The 20,073-nt window shown below is 59.3% G+C and carries 21 protein-coding genes and 1 pseudogene; 11 read left to right on the forward strand and 11 right to left on the reverse strand.

All coding sequences use genetic code 11. The features are described 5' to 3' along the window. Positions 1–38: 38 nt before the first annotated feature. Genes OU993_RS20245 through OU993_RS20265 form a run of 5 tightly spaced genes read left to right on the forward strand, consistent with a single transcriptional unit; the run spans position 39 to position 3,573 of the window. A complete protein-coding gene (locus OU993_RS20245; protein WP_268160416.1) occupies positions 39–794 on the forward strand; it encodes an SDR family oxidoreductase in 756 nt (251 codons plus the stop codon). Further along, positions 791–1,288, forward strand: a complete 498-nt coding sequence (locus OU993_RS20250; protein WP_268160418.1) for a gluconokinase — start codon at positions 791–793, stop codon at positions 1,286–1,288. Before OU993_RS20245 ends, OU993_RS20250 begins: the two co-directional genes overlap by 4 nt. Next, a complete protein-coding gene (locus OU993_RS20255; protein ID WP_268160420.1) occupies positions 1,285–2,172 on the forward strand; it encodes an NAD(P)-dependent oxidoreductase in 888 nt (295 codons plus the stop codon). Before OU993_RS20250 ends, OU993_RS20255 begins: the two co-directional genes overlap by 4 nt. Beyond that, positions 2,169–2,504: a hypothetical protein gene (locus OU993_RS20260; RefSeq protein ID WP_268160422.1), complete on the forward strand. Its 336-nt coding sequence runs from the start codon at positions 2,169–2,171 to the stop codon at positions 2,502–2,504. Before OU993_RS20255 ends, OU993_RS20260 begins: the two co-directional genes overlap by 4 nt. A 52-nt stretch (positions 2,505–2,556) precedes the next feature. After that, positions 2,557–3,573, forward strand: a complete 1,017-nt coding sequence (locus tag OU993_RS20265; RefSeq protein WP_268160509.1) for a LacI family DNA-binding transcriptional regulator — start codon at positions 2,557–2,559, stop codon at positions 3,571–3,573. Positions 3,574–3,629: 56 nt separating this feature from the next. Here the strand turns inward: OU993_RS20265 and OU993_RS20270 are convergent, their stop codons facing one another. Genes OU993_RS20270 through OU993_RS20280 form a run of 3 tightly spaced genes read right to left on the reverse strand, consistent with a single transcriptional unit; the run spans position 3,630 to position 6,399 of the window. Continuing rightward, entirely contained in the window at positions 3,630–4,604 is a 975-nt protein-coding gene (locus OU993_RS20270; RefSeq protein ID WP_268160426.1) for a TRAP transporter substrate-binding protein, read from the reverse strand. Between the two features lie 26 nt (positions 4,605–4,630). After that, entirely contained in the window at positions 4,631–5,911 is a 1,281-nt protein-coding gene (locus tag OU993_RS20275) for a TRAP transporter large permease subunit (RefSeq protein WP_268160428.1), read from the reverse strand. Then, on the reverse strand, positions 5,908–6,399 hold the full coding sequence (locus OU993_RS20280; RefSeq protein WP_268160511.1) for a TRAP transporter small permease: 492 nt from the start codon (positions 6,397–6,399) through the stop codon (positions 5,908–5,910). Before OU993_RS20280 ends, OU993_RS20275 begins: the two co-directional genes overlap by 4 nt. Between OU993_RS20280 and OU993_RS20285 the strand changes: the two genes are divergently transcribed. Then, positions 6,359–7,519, forward strand: coding sequence for a LacI family DNA-binding transcriptional regulator (locus OU993_RS20285; protein ID WP_268160513.1), 1,161 nt, complete (start codon positions 6,359–6,361; stop codon positions 7,517–7,519). The genes OU993_RS20280 and OU993_RS20285 overlap by 41 nt on opposite strands. A 189-nt stretch (positions 7,520–7,708) precedes the next feature. Here OU993_RS20285 and hydA read toward each other — a convergent pair whose 3' ends face one another. Genes hydA through OU993_RS20300 form a run of 3 tightly spaced genes read right to left on the reverse strand, consistent with a single transcriptional unit; the run spans position 7,709 to position 10,652 of the window. Beyond that, positions 7,709–9,106: a dihydropyrimidinase gene (hydA, locus tag OU993_RS20290; RefSeq protein WP_268160515.1), complete on the reverse strand. Its 1,398-nt coding sequence runs from the start codon at positions 9,104–9,106 to the stop codon at positions 7,709–7,711. Between the two features lie 2 nt (positions 9,107–9,108). Next, on the reverse strand, positions 9,109–9,903 hold the full coding sequence (locus OU993_RS20295) for a GntR family transcriptional regulator (RefSeq protein ID WP_268160517.1): 795 nt from the start codon (positions 9,901–9,903) through the stop codon (positions 9,109–9,111). Between the two features lie 47 nt (positions 9,904–9,950). Beyond that, positions 9,951–10,652, reverse strand: coding sequence for a maleate cis-trans isomerase family protein (locus tag OU993_RS20300; protein WP_268160518.1), 702 nt, complete (start codon positions 10,650–10,652; stop codon positions 9,951–9,953). Positions 10,653–11,013: 361 nt separating this feature from the next. Here OU993_RS20300 and OU993_RS20305 point away from each other — a divergent pair, with 361 nt between their 5' ends. The 5 genes and pseudogenes from OU993_RS20305 to OU993_RS28950 all read left to right on the forward strand — a co-directional run. Continuing rightward, positions 11,014–12,057 carry a TRAP transporter substrate-binding protein gene (locus OU993_RS20305; protein WP_268160520.1) on the forward strand — a complete coding sequence of 348 codons (1,044 nt, stop codon included), beginning with the start codon at positions 11,014–11,016 and terminating at the stop codon, positions 12,055–12,057. Between the two features lie 73 nt (positions 12,058–12,130). After that, a complete protein-coding gene (locus OU993_RS20310) occupies positions 12,131–12,730 on the forward strand; it encodes a TRAP transporter small permease subunit (protein ID WP_268160522.1) in 600 nt (199 codons plus the stop codon). After that, on the forward strand, positions 12,730–14,031 hold the full coding sequence (locus OU993_RS20315) for a TRAP transporter large permease (RefSeq protein ID WP_268160524.1): 1,302 nt from the start codon (positions 12,730–12,732) through the stop codon (positions 14,029–14,031). The genes OU993_RS20310 and OU993_RS20315 overlap by 1 nt, the downstream gene beginning before the upstream one ends. An 8-nt stretch (positions 14,032–14,039) precedes the next feature. After that, positions 14,040–15,515 (forward strand): amidohydrolase family protein, encoded by a 1,476-nt coding sequence (locus OU993_RS20320; RefSeq protein WP_268160526.1) that lies wholly within the window; start codon positions 14,040–14,042, stop codon positions 15,513–15,515. Then, a pseudogene (locus OU993_RS28950) lies at positions 15,512–15,715 on the forward strand (NAD-dependent epimerase/dehydratase family protein); the annotation flags it as partial. The gene OU993_RS20320 and the pseudogene OU993_RS28950, both read left to right, overlap by 4 nt. A 3-nt stretch (positions 15,716–15,718) precedes the next feature. On the opposite strand, the gene OU993_RS20325 reads toward OU993_RS28950, so the two are convergent. The 5 genes from OU993_RS20325 to OU993_RS20345 all read right to left on the reverse strand — a co-directional run bounded on the left by OU993_RS20325 (position 15,719) and on the right by OU993_RS20345 (position 20,045). Further along, positions 15,719–15,895 (reverse strand): hypothetical protein, encoded by a 177-nt coding sequence (locus OU993_RS20325; RefSeq protein ID WP_268160528.1) that lies wholly within the window; start codon positions 15,893–15,895, stop codon positions 15,719–15,721. Continuing rightward, complete coding sequence (locus tag OU993_RS20330) at positions 15,892–16,692, reverse strand: aspartate/glutamate racemase family protein (RefSeq protein WP_268160530.1); 801 nt, start codon at positions 16,690–16,692, stop codon at positions 15,892–15,894. Before OU993_RS20330 ends, OU993_RS20325 begins: the two co-directional genes overlap by 4 nt. Before the next feature lie 93 nt (positions 16,693–16,785). After that, positions 16,786–18,273, reverse strand: coding sequence for an amidohydrolase family protein (locus tag OU993_RS20335; protein WP_326493857.1), 1,488 nt, complete (start codon positions 18,271–18,273; stop codon positions 16,786–16,788). Between the two features lie 91 nt (positions 18,274–18,364). Next, positions 18,365–19,177 (reverse strand): ABC transporter ATP-binding protein, encoded by an 813-nt coding sequence (locus OU993_RS20340; protein WP_268160532.1) that lies wholly within the window; start codon positions 19,175–19,177, stop codon positions 18,365–18,367. Beyond that, the gene (locus OU993_RS20345) at positions 19,164–20,045 is read right to left on the reverse strand and encodes an ABC transporter permease (protein ID WP_268160534.1); all 882 of its coding nucleotides are present in this window, start codon (positions 20,043–20,045) and stop codon (positions 19,164–19,166) included. Before OU993_RS20345 ends, OU993_RS20340 begins: the two co-directional genes overlap by 14 nt. Positions 20,046–20,073: the final 28 nt, after the last annotated feature.

Genomic DNA, 20,073 nt, shown 5'->3' on the forward strand with positions numbered 1-20,073 from the left:
CCGACGCTTGTCGAGAGCGAAACTGAAGGGAGTAAACCGTGGCACTGAACCTGTTCGACCTGAAGGGCAAGCGCGCTCTGATCACCGGATCCTCGCAAGGGATCGGCTTTGCGCTGGCAGAGGGTCTCAAGGCTGCCGGCGCCGAGATCGTCCTCAACGGCCGCGACGAGGCAAAACTCAAGGATGCGGCCGCACGGATCGAGGGTGCCGACCAGCTCGCTTTCGATGCGACGGACCACAATGCTGTGCGCGCGACCGTCGATGCCTACGAGGCCTCCGGCAAGGGCATCGACATCCTCGTCAACAATGCCGGCATGCAGCATCGCGCACCACTCGAAGACTTCCCCGCCGACGCTTTTGAGCGCCTGCTGCAGACCAATATCGCCAGCGTCTTCCATGTCGGCCAGGCCGTTGCCCGCCACATGATCACCCGTGGTCGCGGCAAGATCATCAATATCGCCAGCGTCCAGACCGCACTCGCCCGCCCCTCGATTGCCCCTTACACCGCGACCAAGGGCGCGGTCGGCAACCTGACCAAGGGCATGGCCACCGACTGGGCCAAGCACGGCCTGAACTGCAACGCGATTGCACCCGGTTATTTCGACACGCCGCTGAATGCAGCTCTCGTCGCCGACCCGACCTTCTCGGCCTGGCTCGAAAAACGCACGCCGGCCGGCCGGTGGGGCAAGGTCGAGGAATTGCAGGGCGCATGCATCTTCCTCGCTTCCGATGCATCCAGCTTCGTCAACGGACATATCCTTTATGTCGACGGCGGGATCACGGCATCGCTATGAGCTTGCGTCTGGTCATCATGGGCGTGGCAGGCTGCGGCAAGTCGAGCGTCGGCGCCGCTCTGTCCGAACAGCTTGATATCCCATACCGCGACGGCGACGATCTCCACAGCACCGAAGCCGTCGAGAAGATGCGGGCAGGTATTCCGCTTGACGATGACGACCGCTGGCCCTGGCTCGATCGGATTGCCGACACACTGAGAAGCGAGGCGCCGCTGATCATCGGCTGCTCTGCGCTTCGGCGCGTTTACCGCGACAGAATTCGCGCTGGCGCTGGCGGAGAGGTGACATTCGTCCATCTCGCGGGCGACCGCGATCTCATTGCATCGCGCATGGCCTCCCGCGCCGGCCACTACATGCCCCTGTCACTGCTCGACAGCCAGTTCGCGACCCTGGAAAAGCCAGGGCCGGACGAAGCCATCGAAGTGACGATCGACCAACCGATGGCAAATATCGTCGGCGAGGTCCTGTCTAATCTCGGAGGAAGCCCGCAATGACCAACAAGATCGCCCTCATCGGGGCCGGTGCCATGGGCGGTGCCATCGGCGCCCGCCTCACAGAGACCGGAACGGACCTGATCGTCTACGATCGTGACCCAGAAAAGATTGCAGCCCTTGTCGCAAAGGGTGCCGCTGCAGCTTCGTCGGCAGCAGATGCGGCAAGCCAGGCCAAGGCCGTTATCCTCTCGCTTAACTCGGCAGCCATCGTCCGCGCCGCCGTCTTCGGGCCGCAGGGCGTTGCCGAAGGGGCCAAGCCCGGCACGCTGATCATCGACATGTCCTCGATCGACCCGGAGACGACAAAAGCACTCGCGACAGAAGGCGCGACCCGTGGCTTGCGCTGGGTGGACAGCCCTCTGTCCGGCGGCATTCCGAAGGCCGCGATTGGCCAGCTGACCCTGATGCAGGGCGGCGCCGAAGCCGACGTGCAGGAAACGCAGGGCATCCTGTCGAAGCTCGCCGGAAACCAGACCCATATGGGCGGTCCAGGTGCTGGACAGACCACCAAGATGATCAATCAGGTGCTCTGCGGCCTCGGCTTCCTGGCTGTGGCCGAGGCAACCGCCCTCGCCGAAGCAGCCGGCGTCGATGTCGAGAAGATTCCGCAGGCGCTCAAAGGTGGCCGCGCCGACAGCGCACTTCTGCAGGAATACATGCCGCGCTTCGCCAGCAGGGATTACCGCCGCACCGGGCGCATCGACAACATGGTCAAGGACCTCAACGCCGCCCAGGATCTGGCGAGGCTCACGCACACCTCGATGCCGCTGACAGCGATCTGCGCCGAAGTCCACCGCATGCTGACAGCCGCCGGCCTCGGCGGCGAGGACCAGGCCGCATTGATGGAATATTTCAAGGGACCCAACAAGGAGATTGCCCCATGATCACCCGCTACGCATTGTTCGACGGCAAGATCCATGAAGGACAGACGGAGGCTTTCCGCGCCGCCGTCCTCGCCGAAATCCTGCCGAAATGGCGCCAGTTCCCCGGCGCCCTCTCCGTCCGCGTCACCTTCGCCGAAAGTCGCGATGACGGCGCACCGGAATATCCGATGATCCTCGCCATCAGCTATCCAGATCTGCCGAGCGTAGACGCAGCCCTTGCGAGCCACGTTCGCACCGAGGCGAGGGCCGCGACCGAGTCCGTCCTGGAGCGCTTCTTCACTGGCTCGATCCATCATCACGTCACAACGGCGCATGAATACACGCCCCTGTGATCTAACCCTGCAGAGACTGGATTTTCGCCAGAGATAACGATAACAAAATGGTATGAGCACGCCCCGCAAAGCACCGACCATGGCCGACGTCGCCCGCCTTGCGGGCGTCTCGCCCATGACGGTGAGCCGGGCGTTCAAGCGTGACGCCTCCGTGAGCGACGCAACGCGCAGTGCCATCCTCGAAGCCGCCGACAGCCTCGGCTACGTCTTTGACAGCACGGCGTCCAATCTGCGTTCGCAGCGCACCGATTTTGTCGCCGTGACGATCCCATCGATCAACAATGCCAACTTCGCCGATACCGTGCGCGGACTGTCCGAGGGGCTGAAGGAGCGCGGCCTGCAGATCCTGCTCGGTTATACGGATTATGACATCCAGGAAGAAGAGCGACTGGTCGAACAGTTGCTTCGCCGCCGCCCGGAAGCGATCGTCGTGACGGGCGGGCGCCACACCCCGCGGACGCGGCGTCTGCTGGAAAATGCAGGCATACCTGTCATCGAGACCTGGGATCTGCCCGACAATCCCGTCGGCCATGTCGTCGGCTTCTCCAACGCGGCTGCGGTTCGCTCAATGGTCGACCACTTCGTCTCGGTCGGGATCACCCGAATTGCCTTTATCGGCGGCGATGCCGACCGTGACACCCGTGGCACGGATCGCCGGGCGGGCTTCATCGCGGCCATGCAGGCACACGGTCTGGATCCCGATCGACTGATCGCGGCCGGCACACCGCCCATTTCCATGAGAGAAGGCGCAGACGCCATGGGCCGATTGTTGGACACGCTGCCGGACACACAAGCCGTCATCTGCGTGTCCGACCTGTCAGCCTTTGGCGCCCTGACGGAATGTCAGAGGCGCGGCGTGAATGTCCCTGGACAGATCGCCGTCGCCGGCTTCGGCGACTACGAGATCGCTGGGATCTGCGTGCCGTCGCTCACCACTATAAACCCGCTGCCCCGTGAAATCGGCAAACGCGCGGCCGAGCTCATCCTTGATGTTCTCGATGGCACGCAGGCAGGCCCCGCGACCATTGCTCTTGAACCGATCCTGATGCGTCGCCAATCGAGCCCGTAATGGCATGAAAAAGGGCGCTGATTATGCGCCCTTTCTCTTCGCCAATTTTCAATCCGTTACTTTTGGGTTGCCAGCACAGCATTGACGACTGCATCGCCATTGGCGGCGGTATAACCATCCCAGACCGACTTGACCGCAGCCTGGAAGGCCGCAGCGTCGACATCCGTGTTGACCTCCATGCCGGCAGCCTGGAGCTCGGCGATCATCGATGCCTCCTTCTCCTGTGCGAGCTTGCGCTGCATGGCAACAGCCTCGGCGGCAACTTCAAGGATCACCTTCTGCTCATCGGCGGTCAGGCCGTTGAACTTGGCATCGTTGATGGCGAGCGCCAGCGCCGAATAGGCATGCTGCGTCATGCTCAGATACTTCTGCACTTCATTGAACTTGAAGGACAGGACGATGCCGATCGGATGATCCTGCGCATCGACCACACCCGTCTCAAGCGCTGTGTAGAGTTCGGCGACCGGCAACTGCGTCGGATTGGCGCCGAGTGCCGCGAACATGTCGTTCAGGGCCTTGGAGTTGTTGACGCGCATGTTGAGCCCGGAAACATCGGCCGGCACGCGGATGGGACCGCGATTGTTGGTCATGTTGCGGTAGCCGTTTTCCGGATAGCCGAGCATCTTCAGGCCATGCTGGGTGAACTGGGCCGAAACGCCCTGCCCGACTTCCCCGTCTAGGACCTTGTAGGCAAGTTCCCGGTTGGGGAACATGAAGGGCAGTTCAAAGGCACCGGCATCCGGCACCAGACCGGTCAGGTTGTTGAGGCCCGTCATGACGATGTCGATGATGCCGGAACGGGCACCATCGATCATCGCCTGGTCGTTGCCGAGTTGCCCCTGGGGGAAAATGGTGACCTTGACCGAGCCGTTCGTGCGCGCTTCGACCTGCTCCTTGAAGAAGACGGAGAGGGTCTGCTGCAGATCGGTATCGGGCGCGGCATGAGCAAGTTTCAGCTCTGTTTCGGCATGCGCGGAAACCCCGGTAAAGGCGATTGCGGTTGCTAGTCCAAGCACTTTCAAGATTTTCATGTCAGGCTCCTCCCTGTTGTGAAGTCTCAGCCGCCAAGGAACTTGGCGGGAACGGTAATGAGTTGCGGAAAGATGATGAAAAGGCCGAGCAAAGCCGCGTAGGCGAGCAGGAACGGTGTCACACCGCGCACGGCCACGCTCATCGGGACGCGTCCGACCCCACAGATGACGTTGAGGACGGTCCCGACCGGTGGCGTCAAAAGGCCGATCGAGCAGTTGAGGATGAACATAAGTCCGAAATAGACCGGATCGATGCCCGCCATCTTCACGACAGGCATGAACAGTGGCACCAGGATCAAAACGGTCGGAGACAGATCCATCACCATGCCGACGGCCAGCACGATCAGCATGATCACCAGCATCAGAAGCCTCGGGCTGTCGATCAGCGGCTGCAGCGTTTCGGCAAGCTGCTGAGGCAACTGTGCGACCGTGATCAGCCAGGCGGCAACCATGGCTGCACCGACCAGGAACATGACCATGGCTGTCGACCGACCAGCCGTCACCAGCACTTCAAAAAGGATCTTCCAAGTCAGGGCGCGATAGACGAAGGTGGACACGAGGATTGCATAGACGGCGGCAACGACTGCGGCCTCGGTCGGCGTGAAGGCACCCGAACGAATGCCGCCAATGATGATCACCGGCAACAGCAGCGCCCAGATACCGTCTTTCAGCGCGGCCAACCGCTCCTTGCCGCTCGCCTTCGGCAGCGTGTCGATCTGCTCGTTGCGCATGATGAAGGACCAGACTGCCATCAGCGTCAGCCCCATCATCAACCCCGGCGCAATACCGGCCATGAACAGCTTGGCAATCGAGATATTGCCGGCAACGCCGATCAAGATCAGCGGCAGGGAAGGCGGAATGATCGGCGCGATGATGCCACCCGAAGCGAGCAGGCCGAGGCTTCGACCTTCCGGATAACCGGCCTTGCGCATCATGGGATAGAGGATCGCCACCAGGGCTGCCGCATCGGCAACGGCTGATCCTGACAGTCCTGCCAGAACGATCGCGGTCAGAATGGCAACATAGCCAAGGCCACCGCGCTTGTGGCCGACAAGCGTCATCGCGAGACGAACGATGCGCTCCGACAGCCCGCCCTTGGACATCACCTCCCCGGCCACAAGGAAGAAGGGGATGGCGAGCAGGGGGAAGCTGTCGACACCGTTGATCAGACCCTGCGCCAGGATATCGGGGCTGAACGTGCCCAGATGCAGCATGAGCGCCATGGCGGAAAGCAAGAGAGCAAAGGCGACGGGAAGCCCCGCAAGGATCGCGACGAACAGAACGCCGAGGAACAGGATAAGAGTCATTCCTTGGTATCCTCTGCAATGCGAGCATCTATGCTCATCGGATCGATGAAGCGAACGATGGCGATCGAGGCCATCAAAACAGACGAGACGACGCCCGCGAGGTAAAAGAGACCGGACGGCAGCCCTGTCAGAGGCGACAGGTTGTTCCAGTTCGCCATGGTCTGGTTGAGCGCGCCGATGAACAGCATGCCAACAGCAACCATGACTACGACCCAGCAAAGCCGGCGCAGGATCGGAACGGCTCTCGGCATCAGCGCTTCGGAAAACTCGGCAACGGCAAGATGCTCGCCACGGCGCAGAACGACGGCAGCACCCAGCATGACGATCCAGACGAACCATAATCGGGCCAACTCGACCGACTGTCGTATGCCCGAGGAGAAGCCGTAGCGCAGAACCACATTGGCGAAGACAAGCGCAATCATGGCTGCGAGAATGACCGCCATAAGGATGTCGATCATCGACCAGATCGCCTGGAACAGACGTCGCATGAGATCCTCCTCCCCGAAGACTCGTTGCGTCAAACCCTACAATGGGTTATCGTTAACCCAAATTGGTATCGATAACATTGCTATGAGTCAAGTCCCGCATTTCCCCCGTACGATCACGATCGCCGACGTTGCCAAGGCCGCCGGCGTCAGCAGCATGACGGTCTCAAAAGTGCTGCGTGGAACAGGCCGTATCGCCAGTGAAACGCGCGACCGGGTCTCCCGCATTGCCGATGAACTGGGCTATGTTCCAAACCGCTTGGCTGGCTCACTGTCTTCGCAAACGAGCTCGCTGATCGGAATTGTTATTCCCTCGATCGGCGATCAGGTCTTCGCCGGCGTGTTGGCTGGCATAAATGAGGTCCTGAACAAAAAGGGATACACCGCATTTATTGGGGAAAGTTTCTTCGACCCAGCGAACGAGCTTCGCATCGTCCACATGATGCTAACGATGAAGCCGGCTGCCCTCATTTTGACAGGAGGCATTGCGCGCGACGAACGCACCAAGCGTCTGCTGCGCCGGTCTGGCGTAAGGGCCGTGCAGTTGTGGGATGGCGACAAACCGGACCTTGATGCCACAGTAGGCTTTTCGCATTTGAGCGCCGGCCGGTTGGCGGCCGAGAGCTTCATCAACGCCGGCCTGACCCGCTGTGCATACATCGGATCTCAACTATCTCAAGATCTCTGTGCGGCCTCAAGGCTTGAGGGGTACGGCAATTCTCTGGCGACACACGGCGCCAGCCTGGAGTTGGTGACTGATCCGCAGCTGCCCCGCAGCACGGAGACCGGCTACTCATTAACAAAATCGCTCATCGCCAAAGGAGAAATGCCGCAGGCAATTCACTACCTCAACGACGCCATGGCGATCGGCGGCCTTCGCTACCTGCTTGAGACAACGGTTGACGTCCCAAACGATATCTCGGTCAATGGCTTTAACGGAACAGCGCTTTTGCATTCACTCACAACACGGTTGACCACCATTGAGGTACCCCTATTGGAGATTGGCCGTAGGGCGGCAAACGCAGCACTAGCCCCCTCCGAGTTACGCTCGAAAACCTCGGTTGATCTGATTGATATCGGTCTGACCGAAGGCAACACCGTGTGCGCAAAACGAGAAACTTGATTGCCGCTCTTGAAGAGATTTGAACCTTCGACCCTTTGTAAAAGATCATGGCAAAACATTGAAATCTCTAGCGAATGTCAGGCAGCCTTCGTTCTGCCCGTGTACATTAACACGGTGGGTGATGGGTTAAACCATAAAATCAGCCAACGAAACAGAGTGGCCTGTAAGAGCGCGTACTTAGGTGTGACTTCAGGCATAACTGCTGATGTCGCGTGGCAGATAGGTTCCGCCCCCCTTTTCAGCCGCGAGCTGTCCGTCACGCACGACGATCTTGCCTCGCACCATCGTCAATATAGGCCAACCGGTTACTTCAAGCCCCTCGTAAGGCGTGTAGTCAGAGCCGTCATCCAGCATGGAATGGGTCAGAACCTGTCTGAGTTCGGGATCCCATATTGCGATGTCTGCATCGGCGCCGACGGCGATCGTACCCTTGCGCGGATAAAGACCATAGGTCTTGGCGTGGTTTGTCGAAGTGACCGCTACGAATTTATTGATGTCTATACGACCCTTCATGACGCCCTCCGAAAAAAGGATCGGCAGACGCGCACCAACACCCGGAATGCCGTTTGGCACCCATCGAAAGCTTGTCCGCCCTTTGGGCGTGAGCTTGCCCTGCGGATCATCGTAGCGGAAAGGACAATGATCGGAGGAAAATACCGTGAAGACATCTTGCTGCAGCCCTTCCCAGCAGGCATTCTGGCTGTCTACGTCACGTGGTGGTGGTGAACAAACATACTTCGCGCCCTCCATGTTGAGTCCGTCGAGATCGCTTTCGGTCAGTACCAGATATTGGGGGCAGGTCTCACCGTAGATTCGCAGTCCGCGCTGCCGAGCACGCCGGATTTCCTCCATCGTCTCGCGGTTGGAAACATGCACGACCATCAGCGGAACATCCGACAGTTCGGCGAGCGAGATCGCGCGATATGTCGCCTCCCTCTCAGCGATCTTCGGACGGGAAGAGGCGTGATATCTCGGAGCCGTCTTGCCCTCGGTCTCGAACTGCTGGGTCAGATAGCGGATGATGTCATAATTTTCTGCGTGGACCATCACTAAGGCACGGGTTTCTTTGGCAACCGCCATGACCCGCATGATATCGAGGTCGCTGAGTGCGAGACCGTCATAGGTCATGAAGATTTTGAAGGATGTATAGCCGTCGCGTACCAGTGCAGGTAGTTCCTGACCGAGAACCTGCGGAGTTGGATCTGAAATGATCATGTGAAATGACACATCAATGTAGCACTGGCCTTCAGCCTTGGCATGGTATGCCTCGATCGCCGTACGTAGCGACTTCCCGCTTTCCTGCAGGCAAAAAGGCAGGATTGTAGTGTTGCCACCGATTGCGGCGGAACGCGTCGCACTTTCGAAATCATCCGCCATGACGATGCCTTCGCCCGAGGGCTGGGAGATATGGACGTGGCTATCTATACCGCCGGGCAGGACCCAGCGACCGCCAGCATCGATCACATCCCGAGCCTCTCCAAGATCCGTGCCGAGTGCTGCGATCTTGCCATCACGGATAGCAATGTCACAAGTGAAGACATCGGATGCCGTAGCGACACGGCCTCCCTTGATGATGGTGTCATACATGTTCAGGCTTGCTCCGTATCGATGGGATTGGGTGATCGCCTTGCGGGAGCGCGGCGTTTATTCGCGTTCTCTGATGCCGTTTCGAGTTTCCTGCTTGCAACGACGGCAAGCATTGCCTGGCCGGTCAGACGGCTGTGCGATTCCAGCCGCTCGGCGAGATCGAGGGGCGTGCGCGCCTTAAGTGCAGTCAAAATGCGCTCATGTTCGGCGAAGGATTGCTGCAGTCTTCTGTCGTGCTCGTTAACCAGGAAGCGGTAGCGCCAAATCCTCTGCTGAACCGTTTCATAATTCTGGATCAACAAAGGATTGCGTGTAGCCTGAGCGAGGCCTCGGTGAAATCGGTAATTCAGATGTGTGTAATCGTCGTGCCTACTGGCACTGAGCGCTTCATTTAGCTGAAGATGGAGTACCTCAAGCGCTGCGATCTCTTCATCTGTTGCACGCTCGGCCGCCGTCAGCCCGATCAGCCGCTCCAATGCCCCTTTGAACTCATAGAGCGGCCCGACTTCTTCCGGGTCGATCGGCGCCACAATCGCACCTCGATTGGGCCGCAGGATGACAAATCCCTCTGCAGCCATCACCTTCAGCGCCTCGCGGAGGGGCGTGCGTGAGACCCCGAAACGCTGGCATAGTTCTGCCTCTGGTATGCGAGATCCATCCGGAAGTTCACTCGCCATGAACATGGCACGCAGGCCAGCCAGCAAATTGTCGTGCAGCGTTGATGAGCCACCGGCCGTGGTATCGTCCAGTGTCTCGTCGTCGCGTAGGGTCGGAGCGGTTTGTATGTCTGCGCTCATTGATCATTTCCGGTATATTGCAAACTGTTGCGGGACATGAAGCCGCATCAGACCGCAAACATCCTGCCGTATTTGGAAAGCGCCGTCATCGGCACACCTGTTTCGTCAAGGCAGCCCCAAAGGGTGAAAGCAACCGAGTCGAGTACCGGAATACCAAGCTCCCGCTCGAGCTCAGCCGCGATCATCGGGCCGCGCATATTGGTGCATAGAATCACGATCGCATCGGGTTTCGACTTCGCGACATCTCGGCACATTTCAGCAATTTGCACCTCGGTGACCTGCGCAAAGGCGAAATTCTCCGAAAGTCCCGAATGGCTCTCGGCCACGGTTTCGACGCCGATCTCGCGATAATTGGCAATGATCTTCTGCTGCACGTCGTCAGTATAAGGACTCACAAGTCCGAGCCGCTTCACACCCAGCTTTTCGATTAAGCGATTGAGGCTGAGGATTGCGCTCGTCGCCTTTACACCGAAACGCTGTTGCAAGGTAGCGCATAGCTTTTCGTCCTTATCAAAACCCAGCCAACTTGCAGACGTACCGTTCCAGGCAATCACATCGGGATTGGCATCCATCAGAAGCTCGGCCGCCTGATAGATGGGATCGAGCTCGAACTGTTGGTCGGAATCGCTGTCCAGCGCAATGCGCACTACTCGGAAACGGCTAAAATGCACGCTTACCTGCGGAAAGAGCGGCTGCGCCAACGCGCAGGTGAAGGGCTCGACAACGGTATTGGATGAGGGCGTCAACATTCCGATAATCGTTCGCCGGATATCACTACTGCTATTTTGCATTCAAAATCTCGCTATATCCACAGTCATCGCACGCGCTCGCAATCAGCGCACCCCAGCTGATCGAGCACGGGTTGAGCGCCATGTCCTCTCCTTTTATCACCGAAGAAGGCCATTAAACGCAAGATAAAACTACCCGCCATATCGCCGACAGATCCCGCAATTGCTGGCTTTTTTGCATAAAATTCTGCTTAAATGATTATTTTTTAGCCATCTCTGGCTCGGCGCTATTTTTTCCGCATTCAAATACGATTTGCAGTTGGCGACAGGTTTTTTATCTGCAACACTCTTGCAATAAATGAATTCAAAAAAGGGGTTCTTGATGCGCAATACTCTTTTCGCTCCATTGCTGGCAGCAGGCCTAATTGCTTCTGTCACGGCAGCAACTGCTCAGACGCCACTGCGCGTGGCGGGCAATTTCTCACAAAACAACAAGCAAGTTGATATCGAACGCTCCTTCTTTGAGGGGTTGCCCGCAGCCTCCGGCGTCGATCTTGCGGTCAACTACAATCCGATGGATGTCGTCGGAGTAAAGGCTCCAGATGCCCTGCGCATGCTGCGTGGCGGCTCCTTCGACGTCATGTCGGTGCAAATCGGCATGGCTTCTCGCGACGATCCCTTCTTTGAGGGCGTTGACCTTATCGGCGTTGCCACCGACATGCCGTCGCTTCGCAAGGTAGTGGATGCCTATCGCGACGCTTTCGACCAGCGCTTGCAGCAGAAGTTCAATGCCAAGGTTCTGACCCTTTGGCCATTTGGACCTCAGGTTTTCTACTGCAACCAGGAAATCAAGGAACTTGCCGACCTCAAAGGTCTGAAGGTTCGCTCCTTCACGCCATCAATGTCCGCAATGCTTGAGAGCTTTGGCGCTACACCGGTCACGCTACAGTTCTCGGAAGTTTATCCTGCCCTCCAGCGTGGTGTCGCCTCCTGCGGCGTGACCTCGCCGACTTCAGGTAACACAGGCAATTGGCCGGAAGTAACGTCCTATCTGCTGCCGCTTTCCGTTTCGGGTTCGATACAGGGCCATTTCATGAACCTCAACACATGGAAGAAGCTGTCATCCGAGCAGCAGACCGCGCTTATGACGCAGTTCAAGGCGCTGGAAGACAAGCTGTGGGACCTGGCCACCACCGCCAATGACGATGCCGTCGCTTGCAATACCGGCGAAGCAAGCTGCGCCAACCATAAAAAGTTCAGCATGAAGCTTGTTGCGATCAGTGATAGCGACCGCCAGAAAATCAAGGACGTAGCCGAAAACACCGTCCTGCCGATCTGGAAGGAAACCTGCAACAAGGTCGATGCAACCTGCTCGGAAACTTGGAACAAGACGGCCGGTGCAGCAGCCGGCCTGACGATCAAGTAGCTCCACAAGCGGAGGGCTGTTCATCTGGACTGCCCTTCGCCTCTTTCCGTCCATTCCCCTGGGACCGCTTCACATGACGAACACCGATAATCCGCTGACGCGGTCTCTGATGCCAATCGCGCGACTGATCGCACTGATCGCCGGCTACATGCTGCTGGGCCTGACACTTCTGATTACAGCCGAGGTGGTGATGCGCTCGGCTTTCAACTTTTCACTGCAGGGCTCTGACGAATATGGCGGCTATGTCCTGGCGATCCTGGCTGCGTTCGGTTTTTCTTACGCGCTTCTGGAACGAGCCCATACCCGTGTTGAAATCATTGTGGAGCGCGTCGGCACTGGACCGCAGGTTATACTGAACCTGATATCCTGCTGGTGTGTGGCACTGATGGCTGCATTCATCGCTTGGCGCAGTGGGGCTGCATTGTCCGAAAGCCTCGAGTTTGGTTCGCTTTCGGGAACGCCTCTGATGACACCACTCTGGATGCCACAATTACTTTGGGCCGCCGGTCTTGTGGTCTTCGGCATCACCTCAACGCTTATTGCCCTGCATGCCACGCTGCTGGCCATGAAAAACCAACGCAGCCTAAACCGCTTCTACGGCATCAAGACACTCGACGAAATCATCGAAGAGGAACGTATCGAGATCAGCGACAATTCGGAGGCCTTTCACTGATGATCGATATTTTTGGAGCCTCAATCGGTTTTCTCGTTATGCTTGGGCTGATGCTGATCGGCCTGCCTGTAGCCGTCGCGCTTTTCCTCACCGCATTCGTCGGCGCCTGGGCCTTCCTCGGCTGGCCGACCCTGCTCGGCTTCGGCAATCAGATGTGGAGCGGCCAGAACGATTTCATTCTGACCGCCATCCCTCTCTTCGTCTTCCTGGGCGAAATTCTCGTCCGATCAGGTGTGGCGGACGGTCTCTATCGCTGCCTGTCTGATTGGATGCGCAAGTTGCCAGGAGGACTTCTGCACTCGAATATCGGCGCAAGCGCCGTCTTCGCCGCTGTCTCAGGTTCTTCGGTCGCAACGGCCGCCACCATTGGCACGGTTGCGCTCCCGATCCTCAAGGAACGGAAATATGACGACCGGCTGACGACGGGCTCGATCGCAGCTGGCGCAACACTCGGGATCCTCATTCCGCCATCGATCAACATGATCATCTACGGGTCTATGACGAATACTTCAATCGGCCAGCTGTTTGCCGCCGGCATCATACCGGGCCTTCTTCTGACAGCCTGTTTCATGATGCTGATCGTAGTGATCTGCGTGTTGAAGCCCGACCTGTCTGGCCCCACTCTTCCGGATCGTCCCTTCGCGGACAAGATGGCAAGCCTTATGGACATGTTCCCGCCTTTCGTCATCTTCGTCGTGGTCATGGGTTCGATCTATGCCGGCTGGGCCACCCCGACGGAATCCGCCGCGATTGGTGTGGTCTGCTCAATCGCGGTCGCTATCGCCAAGCGTCGCTTCACCATCACATTGATGCATGAAGCGATGATCTCGACAGTGCGCATCTCAGCCATGATCCTGCTTATTATGGTCGGTGCGCAGTTCCTTAATTTCGTGATCGGCGTCCTTGGGGTGCCTCAGGCGCTGACCGCCTTCGTCTCGCAATTCGGCGCAGGTCCCGTCGAAATCCTGCTGTTGCTGATCGTTTTTTATCTTGTTCTCGGTTGTTTCATGGAAACGCTGTCGATGATGATTGCCACGCTGCCGGTCGTCTTTCCGCTTATCGTGCATCTGGGCATCGACCCGGTCTGGTTCGGCATCTTTCTGGTGCTGATGATGGAAATCGGTCTCATCACCCCGCCAATCGGCATGAACCTCTATGTGGTGCAGGGTGTGCGCGGCCAAGGCTCGATCATTGACGTCATCCGTGGCGCAACACCTTTCGTGCTCCTCATGCTCGCCTTCACCGGTGTGCTTATCGCGTGGCCGGAAATGGCGCTTTGGCTGCCCCGCCAGTTGTTCTGAATATGCGGTTGCTCGAGGCAGATTTCGTGGTAGCGGCAGCAGAAGCTGCGGTTGGCATCACCATGATCGAAAAGGGCGCGGTCGCCATCGAAGGCGGACGGATCGTGGATATCGGATTGTCCGCCGATCTTGCCGCCCGACACATGTCGTCAGAGCGGGAGCAATTTCACGATGCGATCCTGTTACCGGGTTTCGTCAACGCCCATCAGCATGGCCGTGGCCTCAGCCAGGTCCAGCTTGGCTATCGCGATGATCATCTTGAGCCATGGATAGCTCGCCGGCGTAGTCGCGGTGCGCCGGATGCCTACGCATTGACCCTGCTCGCAGCGGAAGAAATGCTGGCAAACGGCGTTACCGCGACGTTGCACGCCAACTACAGCTATGCCTCCGGCAATTATGAAGCCGAACTGCGCGCATCCATCCGCGCCTATCTCGAAACCGGCCTGCGCGCGACGGTATGCGTCGGTTACGCCGATCGCGGCAGCCTTGTCTATCCGCCTGCTGACGAGAGCGTCTTCAAAGCTGGTCTTTCAGCAGTTGCGCAAGCGCTGCTGCAATCGGAACGTCCGGCATGGCTGCAGCTGGAAGCAACAATCGACCTGATGGCGCGGCTTTGCGAAGAGTTTGCCGGACATCCGACCATCACTCTGGCCTACGGCCCCGCCGGTCCTCAATGGGTCAGCGATGCGGCGTGGCGATCGCTGGCCGAAGACGCGGCGCGTCGTGGTCTCGGACTACACTTTCACCTACTGGAATCGCCGGCTCAGGCAGCTTGCGCAAAAATCCTCTATCCGGAAGGCGTGCTCAATCGCCTGCAATCGCTAGGCGTATTCGAAACACCTGCAAGCGCTGCTCATTTCGCTCAGGCGACTGAAAGCGACATTTACGATGCGACCAGGGTGGGTCTTGTCATCGTCAGCAATCCCGGCTCCAACATGCGGCTTGGCAACGGCCCTCCCGACATCGCCCGCTGGAGGGCTAAAGGACTTGATGTTGCGCTCGGTACCGACAATTGCGCATTTCAAGACAATGAGGACTATCTTTCCGAATTGCGGCTTGGCGGCCTGCTGGCGCGCGGTAATGTGGCAGCAGGCAAGTCCGATGGAGCCGCGACATTTTTGATGGGAACCGATGCGGGTGCCCGCGCCATATTCGTCACCGATGTCGGTCGACTGGCGCTCGGCATGAAGGCTGATCTCGTGGCCCTGGACCTCTCCCGACTTCGCGGCACCTATCTGGATCAGGATACCGATCTACTCGGCGCAGTTATCGCGCGAGGACGTGGCTCGGACGTGCTGATGACCATGGTCGATGGGGTTGAGCGCTATCGGCGCGGCAGGCTTGCGGATCTACGCCGCAATCAAGCAGCAGAACTTGCGGCCAAAGCCGCAGCAGCATCGCGAAGCGTAGGTGAAGATGGTTCATTCGCGGCAACGGAAATCGCCGAGGCACTTCGCAGTCACTATGCGACGCTTGCACAATGACGGATCGATTACCGAGCTTTGTCGTTCACGTCACCGGTGCCTGCGGCTTCGTCGGTTCCGCCATCTGCGAGGAACTGGTGTCGCGCAACATCACCGTCATCGGCGCCGATTATACGCTTCCCCGTTTTCCCAAGGCCGATTGGGCCGGGCGTGTGACGTTCGTCTATCTCGACATCCGCGATAGTCAGGCCATAGCGCAAGTTCTACATGATCATGTCGTCACGCACATCGTTCATCCGGCGGCGATAACGCCAGACATGGATCGGGACGGTGACGCGCGGAAAAAGCGGTGCCAGCAAGGCGCTCGTATAGGGTTCGACCACCGTGCTCGAAGAAGGAGTCAGCATCCCGATCCGTACTGGTCGTTCACTGCCGCTCATCCCTCACCTCCTGCACTGTGCGGCCGTATCGCCGTGACGGAGGGCATGGCCTCCTCATGGGCAAGCCAGGCAGCCAGCGAAGCGGCGAGCCCTAGAGTCGGCTTGGGGTCAGGCCGACGGAACGCCCCTGCCGATGCCGGTCTCACCTTGAGGGCGACGATCGCTTCGGCCTGTTTGACAGCCGCCACGACCTGATCGACAACGGGCACCGGCACGCGCTCCCTGATCTTCTCGGCAAGCCCGGTCAGCGGTGCGCCAGCCGGAATGATCACGTCGGCGCCGTCTGCCTCCACAGCCTTCAAGCAGAGTTCGACCAACTGGTCCTCTCTCTCCTCCTGCACCATGGCAACGTCGCCGCCTGGGGTCGCATCGGGCGTGCGGATGCCCGAACAGCGCGCCGTGAGCCCGTGCATCGCCACGCAGTCCTCAAACCAGTGACGCAGGACAGGTGAGAAGGTCACGATTCCGAACCGGCCGCCGAGCATACAAGCTGACAGCATCGCTGCTTCCGCAAGCCCGATGACCGGGATGTCGAAGAGTTGCCGGGCGGCGAACAGGCCGGGATCACCAAAAGCGGCGACGATGGCCGCGTCGCGCCCCGCCCGGTTTTCAGCAAGCAGATCCAGCAGGGTTCGACCGCCGATCTGGGCTTCGGCCCGGGTCGCGATATAGGGCACACCCTCGCTGGCGGTCACCGCTCGGATCTGCGTGCCCGGCTGGGCGCAGGCGAGCGCAGTGCGCATCATCCTGTCCGTCATGGAATGGGAGGTATTGGGATTGATCAGCAGTAGCCGCATTCGGATCTCTTCCGCATGGATTTTTGATGGTGGACCGCTCAGATGTTTGAGCTCTGGCGGTAGAAGGGCACGTGCTTGGCCGGATCCATGTAGTTATTGTAGAACTTGCGCACATGCGGGCATCAGCGCCTTGGACAGCTTGCGGCGTTCGACCTCGTCATCGGACAGGGCGGCCTTGAGATGTTCGTGCAGTTCGGCAAGCGCCGCATCCTTGTCGACACGTGTGAAGCGCCCATTATCAAGGATCACTTCTCCGTCGCACATCACCAGCTTCACGGCGGACGACTTGGCCCTCTGGATGATCGCGTCGAGGAGGGGCATCTCCCCATCGAGATAGGGATAGGTGACGCTCTTGGCATCGATCAGCGAGAGGTCGGCAAACTTGCCAGGCTCGAGTGTGCCTATCTGCGATCCATAGGGTGTCGTCTTCGCGCCACCGCTGGTGGCCATGCGCAGAACCTGCCCCATACCCGGCACGTCGGCATCCTCCTGACCGGGGATACGGTGCGCGCGCAGAACGAGGCGCATTTCCTGGAGCATATCGCGATCGTCGTTGATGCCGGCTTCGTCCAGGCCGATGGCGGTATTGACCTCTTTCGCCTCGAAGGCATTAAGCGGGGCGATGCCGCTGCGCAGGCGGAAATTTGACGAGCAGTTGTGGCACACGCAGACGCCACTCTCGGCGATCGCGTCGATATCCTTCTCGTTGAGCCAGACGCCGTGGCCGAGCGTGAGACGGGAGTTGTGCAGGCCGAACTGCTTGAGATAGTCGAATGCGGTCGTTCCCCCGCGACGCATCGCATATTCCTTCTGGTATGCAGTCTCCACCAGATGCATGTGCAGCGGCACATTAAAGCGTTCCGAGGTCTCAGACAGCGCCGCGAGCGCCTTGTCCGAGCACCAGTGTAGATTGGCCGGCGCCAGCTGGATCTTGCTGCGCGAGCGGTCCTGATATTTGTCGAACAGCGAATGGAACAGGTCAAGACTGCCTTCGAGCTTCACCTTGGTTCGATCAAAATGCGCCCGCATCGGTCCCTGCAGCTCCGCAGGGAGACTGGCGACAAACTCCGCATCATCCTGATAGACGAGCGTGTTCTGGTCGCGGACGGCATAGCAATAGGACACGCGCATGCCGATGTCGTGATAGGCCTTCAGTACCTGTTCCGACTTCGCCCGCACCTCGTCCAGCGTGCCGGGCATCCAGCCGTGGATGTGCTGGACGGTGGTGATGCCGGAGGAGATCATCTCAAATGCGGAATAAAGCGTATCGAGATAGAGATCGACGGAGCGGGTGACCATGCGGGTGACGAACCACAGTTCCAGCGGCATGTCGGGCGAGCCGAGCTGCACCGGTGTGAGGCCGACATGGTGATGACCGTTGACGAAGCCGGGCAGCATGAAACTGTCGCCATTGCCATGCACCTCCACGGTCGGGAAGCGTCTCGACAGGTCTTCATAGGTGCCGGTTTCGAGGATGATGCCGTTTTCCTGCAGCACTGCGCCATCGGCAATGGCTTCGAAGCGATCGCGGTCGAGCGGTTTGGTAAACATGACGCGCGAACGCACTATGGACTGTGACATGCTTGTCTCCTTGGATCTGCCCTTTTCGGGGGATGTGCCCTCTGGGCGCGATGTCTTTTGGGCGAGGCCGACGCGCTGCGCCGGCCCTGGGTCAGGCGGCACTCATCATTTCCTGTTCGGCAAAAGCACGGTCAACTTCGTCGCGCAGAAGCTCCGTCAGGTGCCTGCGCAGCGCCTCCGCCTCTGGCGAGAATAGGTCCCGCGGGCGGGGCAGGTCGACGGGAACGATCGTCTTGATCCGGCCCGGTCGCGCGGTGAAGACGGCGACCCGGTCGGACAGTGCGACCGCCTCGTCGATATGGTGGGTGACGAACAGGATTGAGGCGCTACTGTCCTTCCACACGTCGATGAGGAAATCCTGCATCTTGGCGCGGGTCTGGACGTCAAGCGCAGCAAAGGGCTCGTCCATCAGCAGCACCTTGGGCCGCATGGCCAGCGCGCGCGCGACGGCGACGCGCTGGCGCATGCCACCCGACAATTCGTCCGGGCGCTTATCGATGGCATGATAGAGCCCCACCCGCTGTAGCGCGTCTGCGGCGACCTCGCGGCGTTCGCGGGCTTTCCTACCGTTGACCCAAAGGCCGAAGGTGACGTTCTGCCAAACCGACAGCCAGGGAAAGAGCGATGTCTCCTGGAAGATCAGGCTGCGCTCCGGCGAAGGGTCCGTGACCTTTTTTCCGAAGGCCGTCAGCGTGCCGCCAGTTGCCGTCTCCAGTCCGGCGATCAGGTAGAGGAGCGTACTCTTGCCGCAGCCCGACGGCCCGAGCAGGGTCACAAATTCTCCCGGCTTGACGTCGAGGTCGATGCCGCACAGGGCCTCGTGGGCGCGAGGCGTGCCTTCCGCCCAGACCATGCCGACATTGCGGCAGGACACGGCGAGCGAGGTGTCGTTACTTGAGGCCATTGAGCACCGCCTTGTTTTCGGGAATCCAGTAGAGAATCTTCTTCTGCATCATCCTGAGGGCGAGATCGCACAGATAGGCCATGATGCCGATCAGCCCGATGGTGAAGAAAACGAGACCGGGATTGAAGGTGTTGCGGGCGAGCATGATGATTTGGCCGAGACCGTAGCCGACGCCAGTCGCCTCTGCGATCAGAACGGCCATCCAGGCGCCAAACAGGTTCATGCGCATCAGCATCAGCAAGCCCGGCAGGATTGCCGGAATGATCACGCGGGTATAGGTCTGCCATTTGGTGCAGCCCATCGTGCGCGCCACGTTGATGAAGTTCCTGTTGACGTTGTCGATGTGGGCGATGGTGGCGAGCACCATGCTGAAGAACAGGGCTACGACTACCATGAAGATCGCCGGCCCGTTGCCGATGCCGAAAATGAACAGGGCAACCGGAAGCCAAGCCACCGGCGAGATGGGGGCCAGCAGCGTGATGGTTGGCAGTGTTAGGTTCTCGAACAGCTTGTAATAGCGCACCATCACGCCGACGGAGATAGCAAGTGCAGCGGCGATAACAAGGCCGACGATGACGCGTATGAGGGTCGCAAGCATCGTGTAGATCATCGCCTGCAGCGGTGTCGGGCCGCTGCCGGGCTTCACGCCCATTTCCCAGCGGCTCGCGGTGTTGAAGAACTTCGCCTGGTCGGGAATGTTGGCGATGAAGATGTGAGGAGGCGGCAGTAGCTTCGGATCGGAAATGCCGAAGTACCAGAGCCCCTCCCAGATGCCGACGAAAAGCCCCACGGAGACGATCGTCCACCCGATCCTGCCGGCCAGCGACTTCATGGAAGGTGACAATAGCGGGGCAAGGATGGGGCGCATGGCCCCATCGTTCTGCAGAGTTTTTGCG

This window comes from Rhizobium sp. SL86 (assembly GCF_026672545.1).
Classification (GTDB): domain Bacteria; phylum Pseudomonadota; class Alphaproteobacteria; order Rhizobiales; family Rhizobiaceae; genus Neorhizobium.

Excerpts from the sequence above, each read along its gene's own strand:
- OU993_RS20310 (WP_268160522.1), top strand. The coding sequence starts at position 12,131 with ATGACGAACACCGATAATCCGCTGACGCGGTCTCTGATGCCAATCGCG.
- OU993_RS20335 (WP_326493857.1), bottom strand. The coding sequence starts at position 18,273 with ATGTCACAGTCCATAGTGCGTTCGCGCGTCATGTTTACCAAACCGCTC.
- OU993_RS20270 (WP_268160426.1), bottom strand. The coding sequence starts at position 4,604 with ATGAAAATCTTGAAAGTGCTTGGACTAGCAACCGCAATCGCCTTTACC.
- OU993_RS20255 (WP_268160420.1), top strand. The coding sequence starts at position 1,285 with ATGACCAACAAGATCGCCCTCATCGGGGCCGGTGCCATGGGCGGTGCC.
- OU993_RS20295 (WP_268160517.1), bottom strand. The coding sequence starts at position 9,903 with ATGAGCGCAGACATACAAACCGCTCCGACCCTACGCGACGACGAGACA.
- OU993_RS20330 (WP_268160530.1), bottom strand. The coding sequence starts at position 16,692 with ATGCGGCTACTGCTGATCAATCCCAATACCTCCCATTCCATGACGGAC.
- OU993_RS20340 (WP_268160532.1), bottom strand. The coding sequence starts at position 19,177 with ATGGCCTCAAGTAACGACACCTCGCTCGCCGTGTCCTGCCGCAATGTC.
- OU993_RS20275 (WP_268160428.1), bottom strand. The coding sequence starts at position 5,911 with ATGACTCTTATCCTGTTCCTCGGCGTTCTGTTCGTCGCGATCCTTGCG.
- OU993_RS20280 (WP_268160511.1), bottom strand. The coding sequence starts at position 6,399 with ATGCGACGTCTGTTCCAGGCGATCTGGTCGATGATCGACATCCTTATG.
- OU993_RS20305 (WP_268160520.1), top strand. The coding sequence starts at position 11,014 with ATGCGCAATACTCTTTTCGCTCCATTGCTGGCAGCAGGCCTAATTGCT.
- OU993_RS20250 (WP_268160418.1), top strand. The coding sequence starts at position 791 with ATGAGCTTGCGTCTGGTCATCATGGGCGTGGCAGGCTGCGGCAAGTCG.
- OU993_RS20260 (WP_268160422.1), top strand. The coding sequence starts at position 2,169 with ATGATCACCCGCTACGCATTGTTCGACGGCAAGATCCATGAAGGACAG.
- hydA (WP_268160515.1), bottom strand. The coding sequence starts at position 9,106 with ATGTATGACACCATCATCAAGGGAGGCCGTGTCGCTACGGCATCCGAT.
- OU993_RS20325 (WP_268160528.1), bottom strand. The coding sequence starts at position 15,895 with ATGAGCGGCAGTGAACGACCAGTACGGATCGGGATGCTGACTCCTTCT.
- OU993_RS20315 (WP_268160524.1), top strand. The coding sequence starts at position 12,730 with ATGATCGATATTTTTGGAGCCTCAATCGGTTTTCTCGTTATGCTTGGG.
- OU993_RS20265 (WP_268160509.1), top strand. The coding sequence starts at position 2,557 with ATGAGCACGCCCCGCAAAGCACCGACCATGGCCGACGTCGCCCGCCTT.
- OU993_RS20300 (WP_268160518.1), bottom strand. The coding sequence starts at position 10,652 with ATGTTGACGCCCTCATCCAATACCGTTGTCGAGCCCTTCACCTGCGCG.
- OU993_RS20345 (WP_268160534.1), bottom strand. The coding sequence starts at position 20,045 with ATGCGCCCCATCCTTGCCCCGCTATTGTCACCTTCCATGAAGTCGCTG.
- OU993_RS20285 (WP_268160513.1), top strand. The coding sequence starts at position 6,359 with ATGTCGATCATCGACCAGATCGCCTGGAACAGACGTCGCATGAGATCC.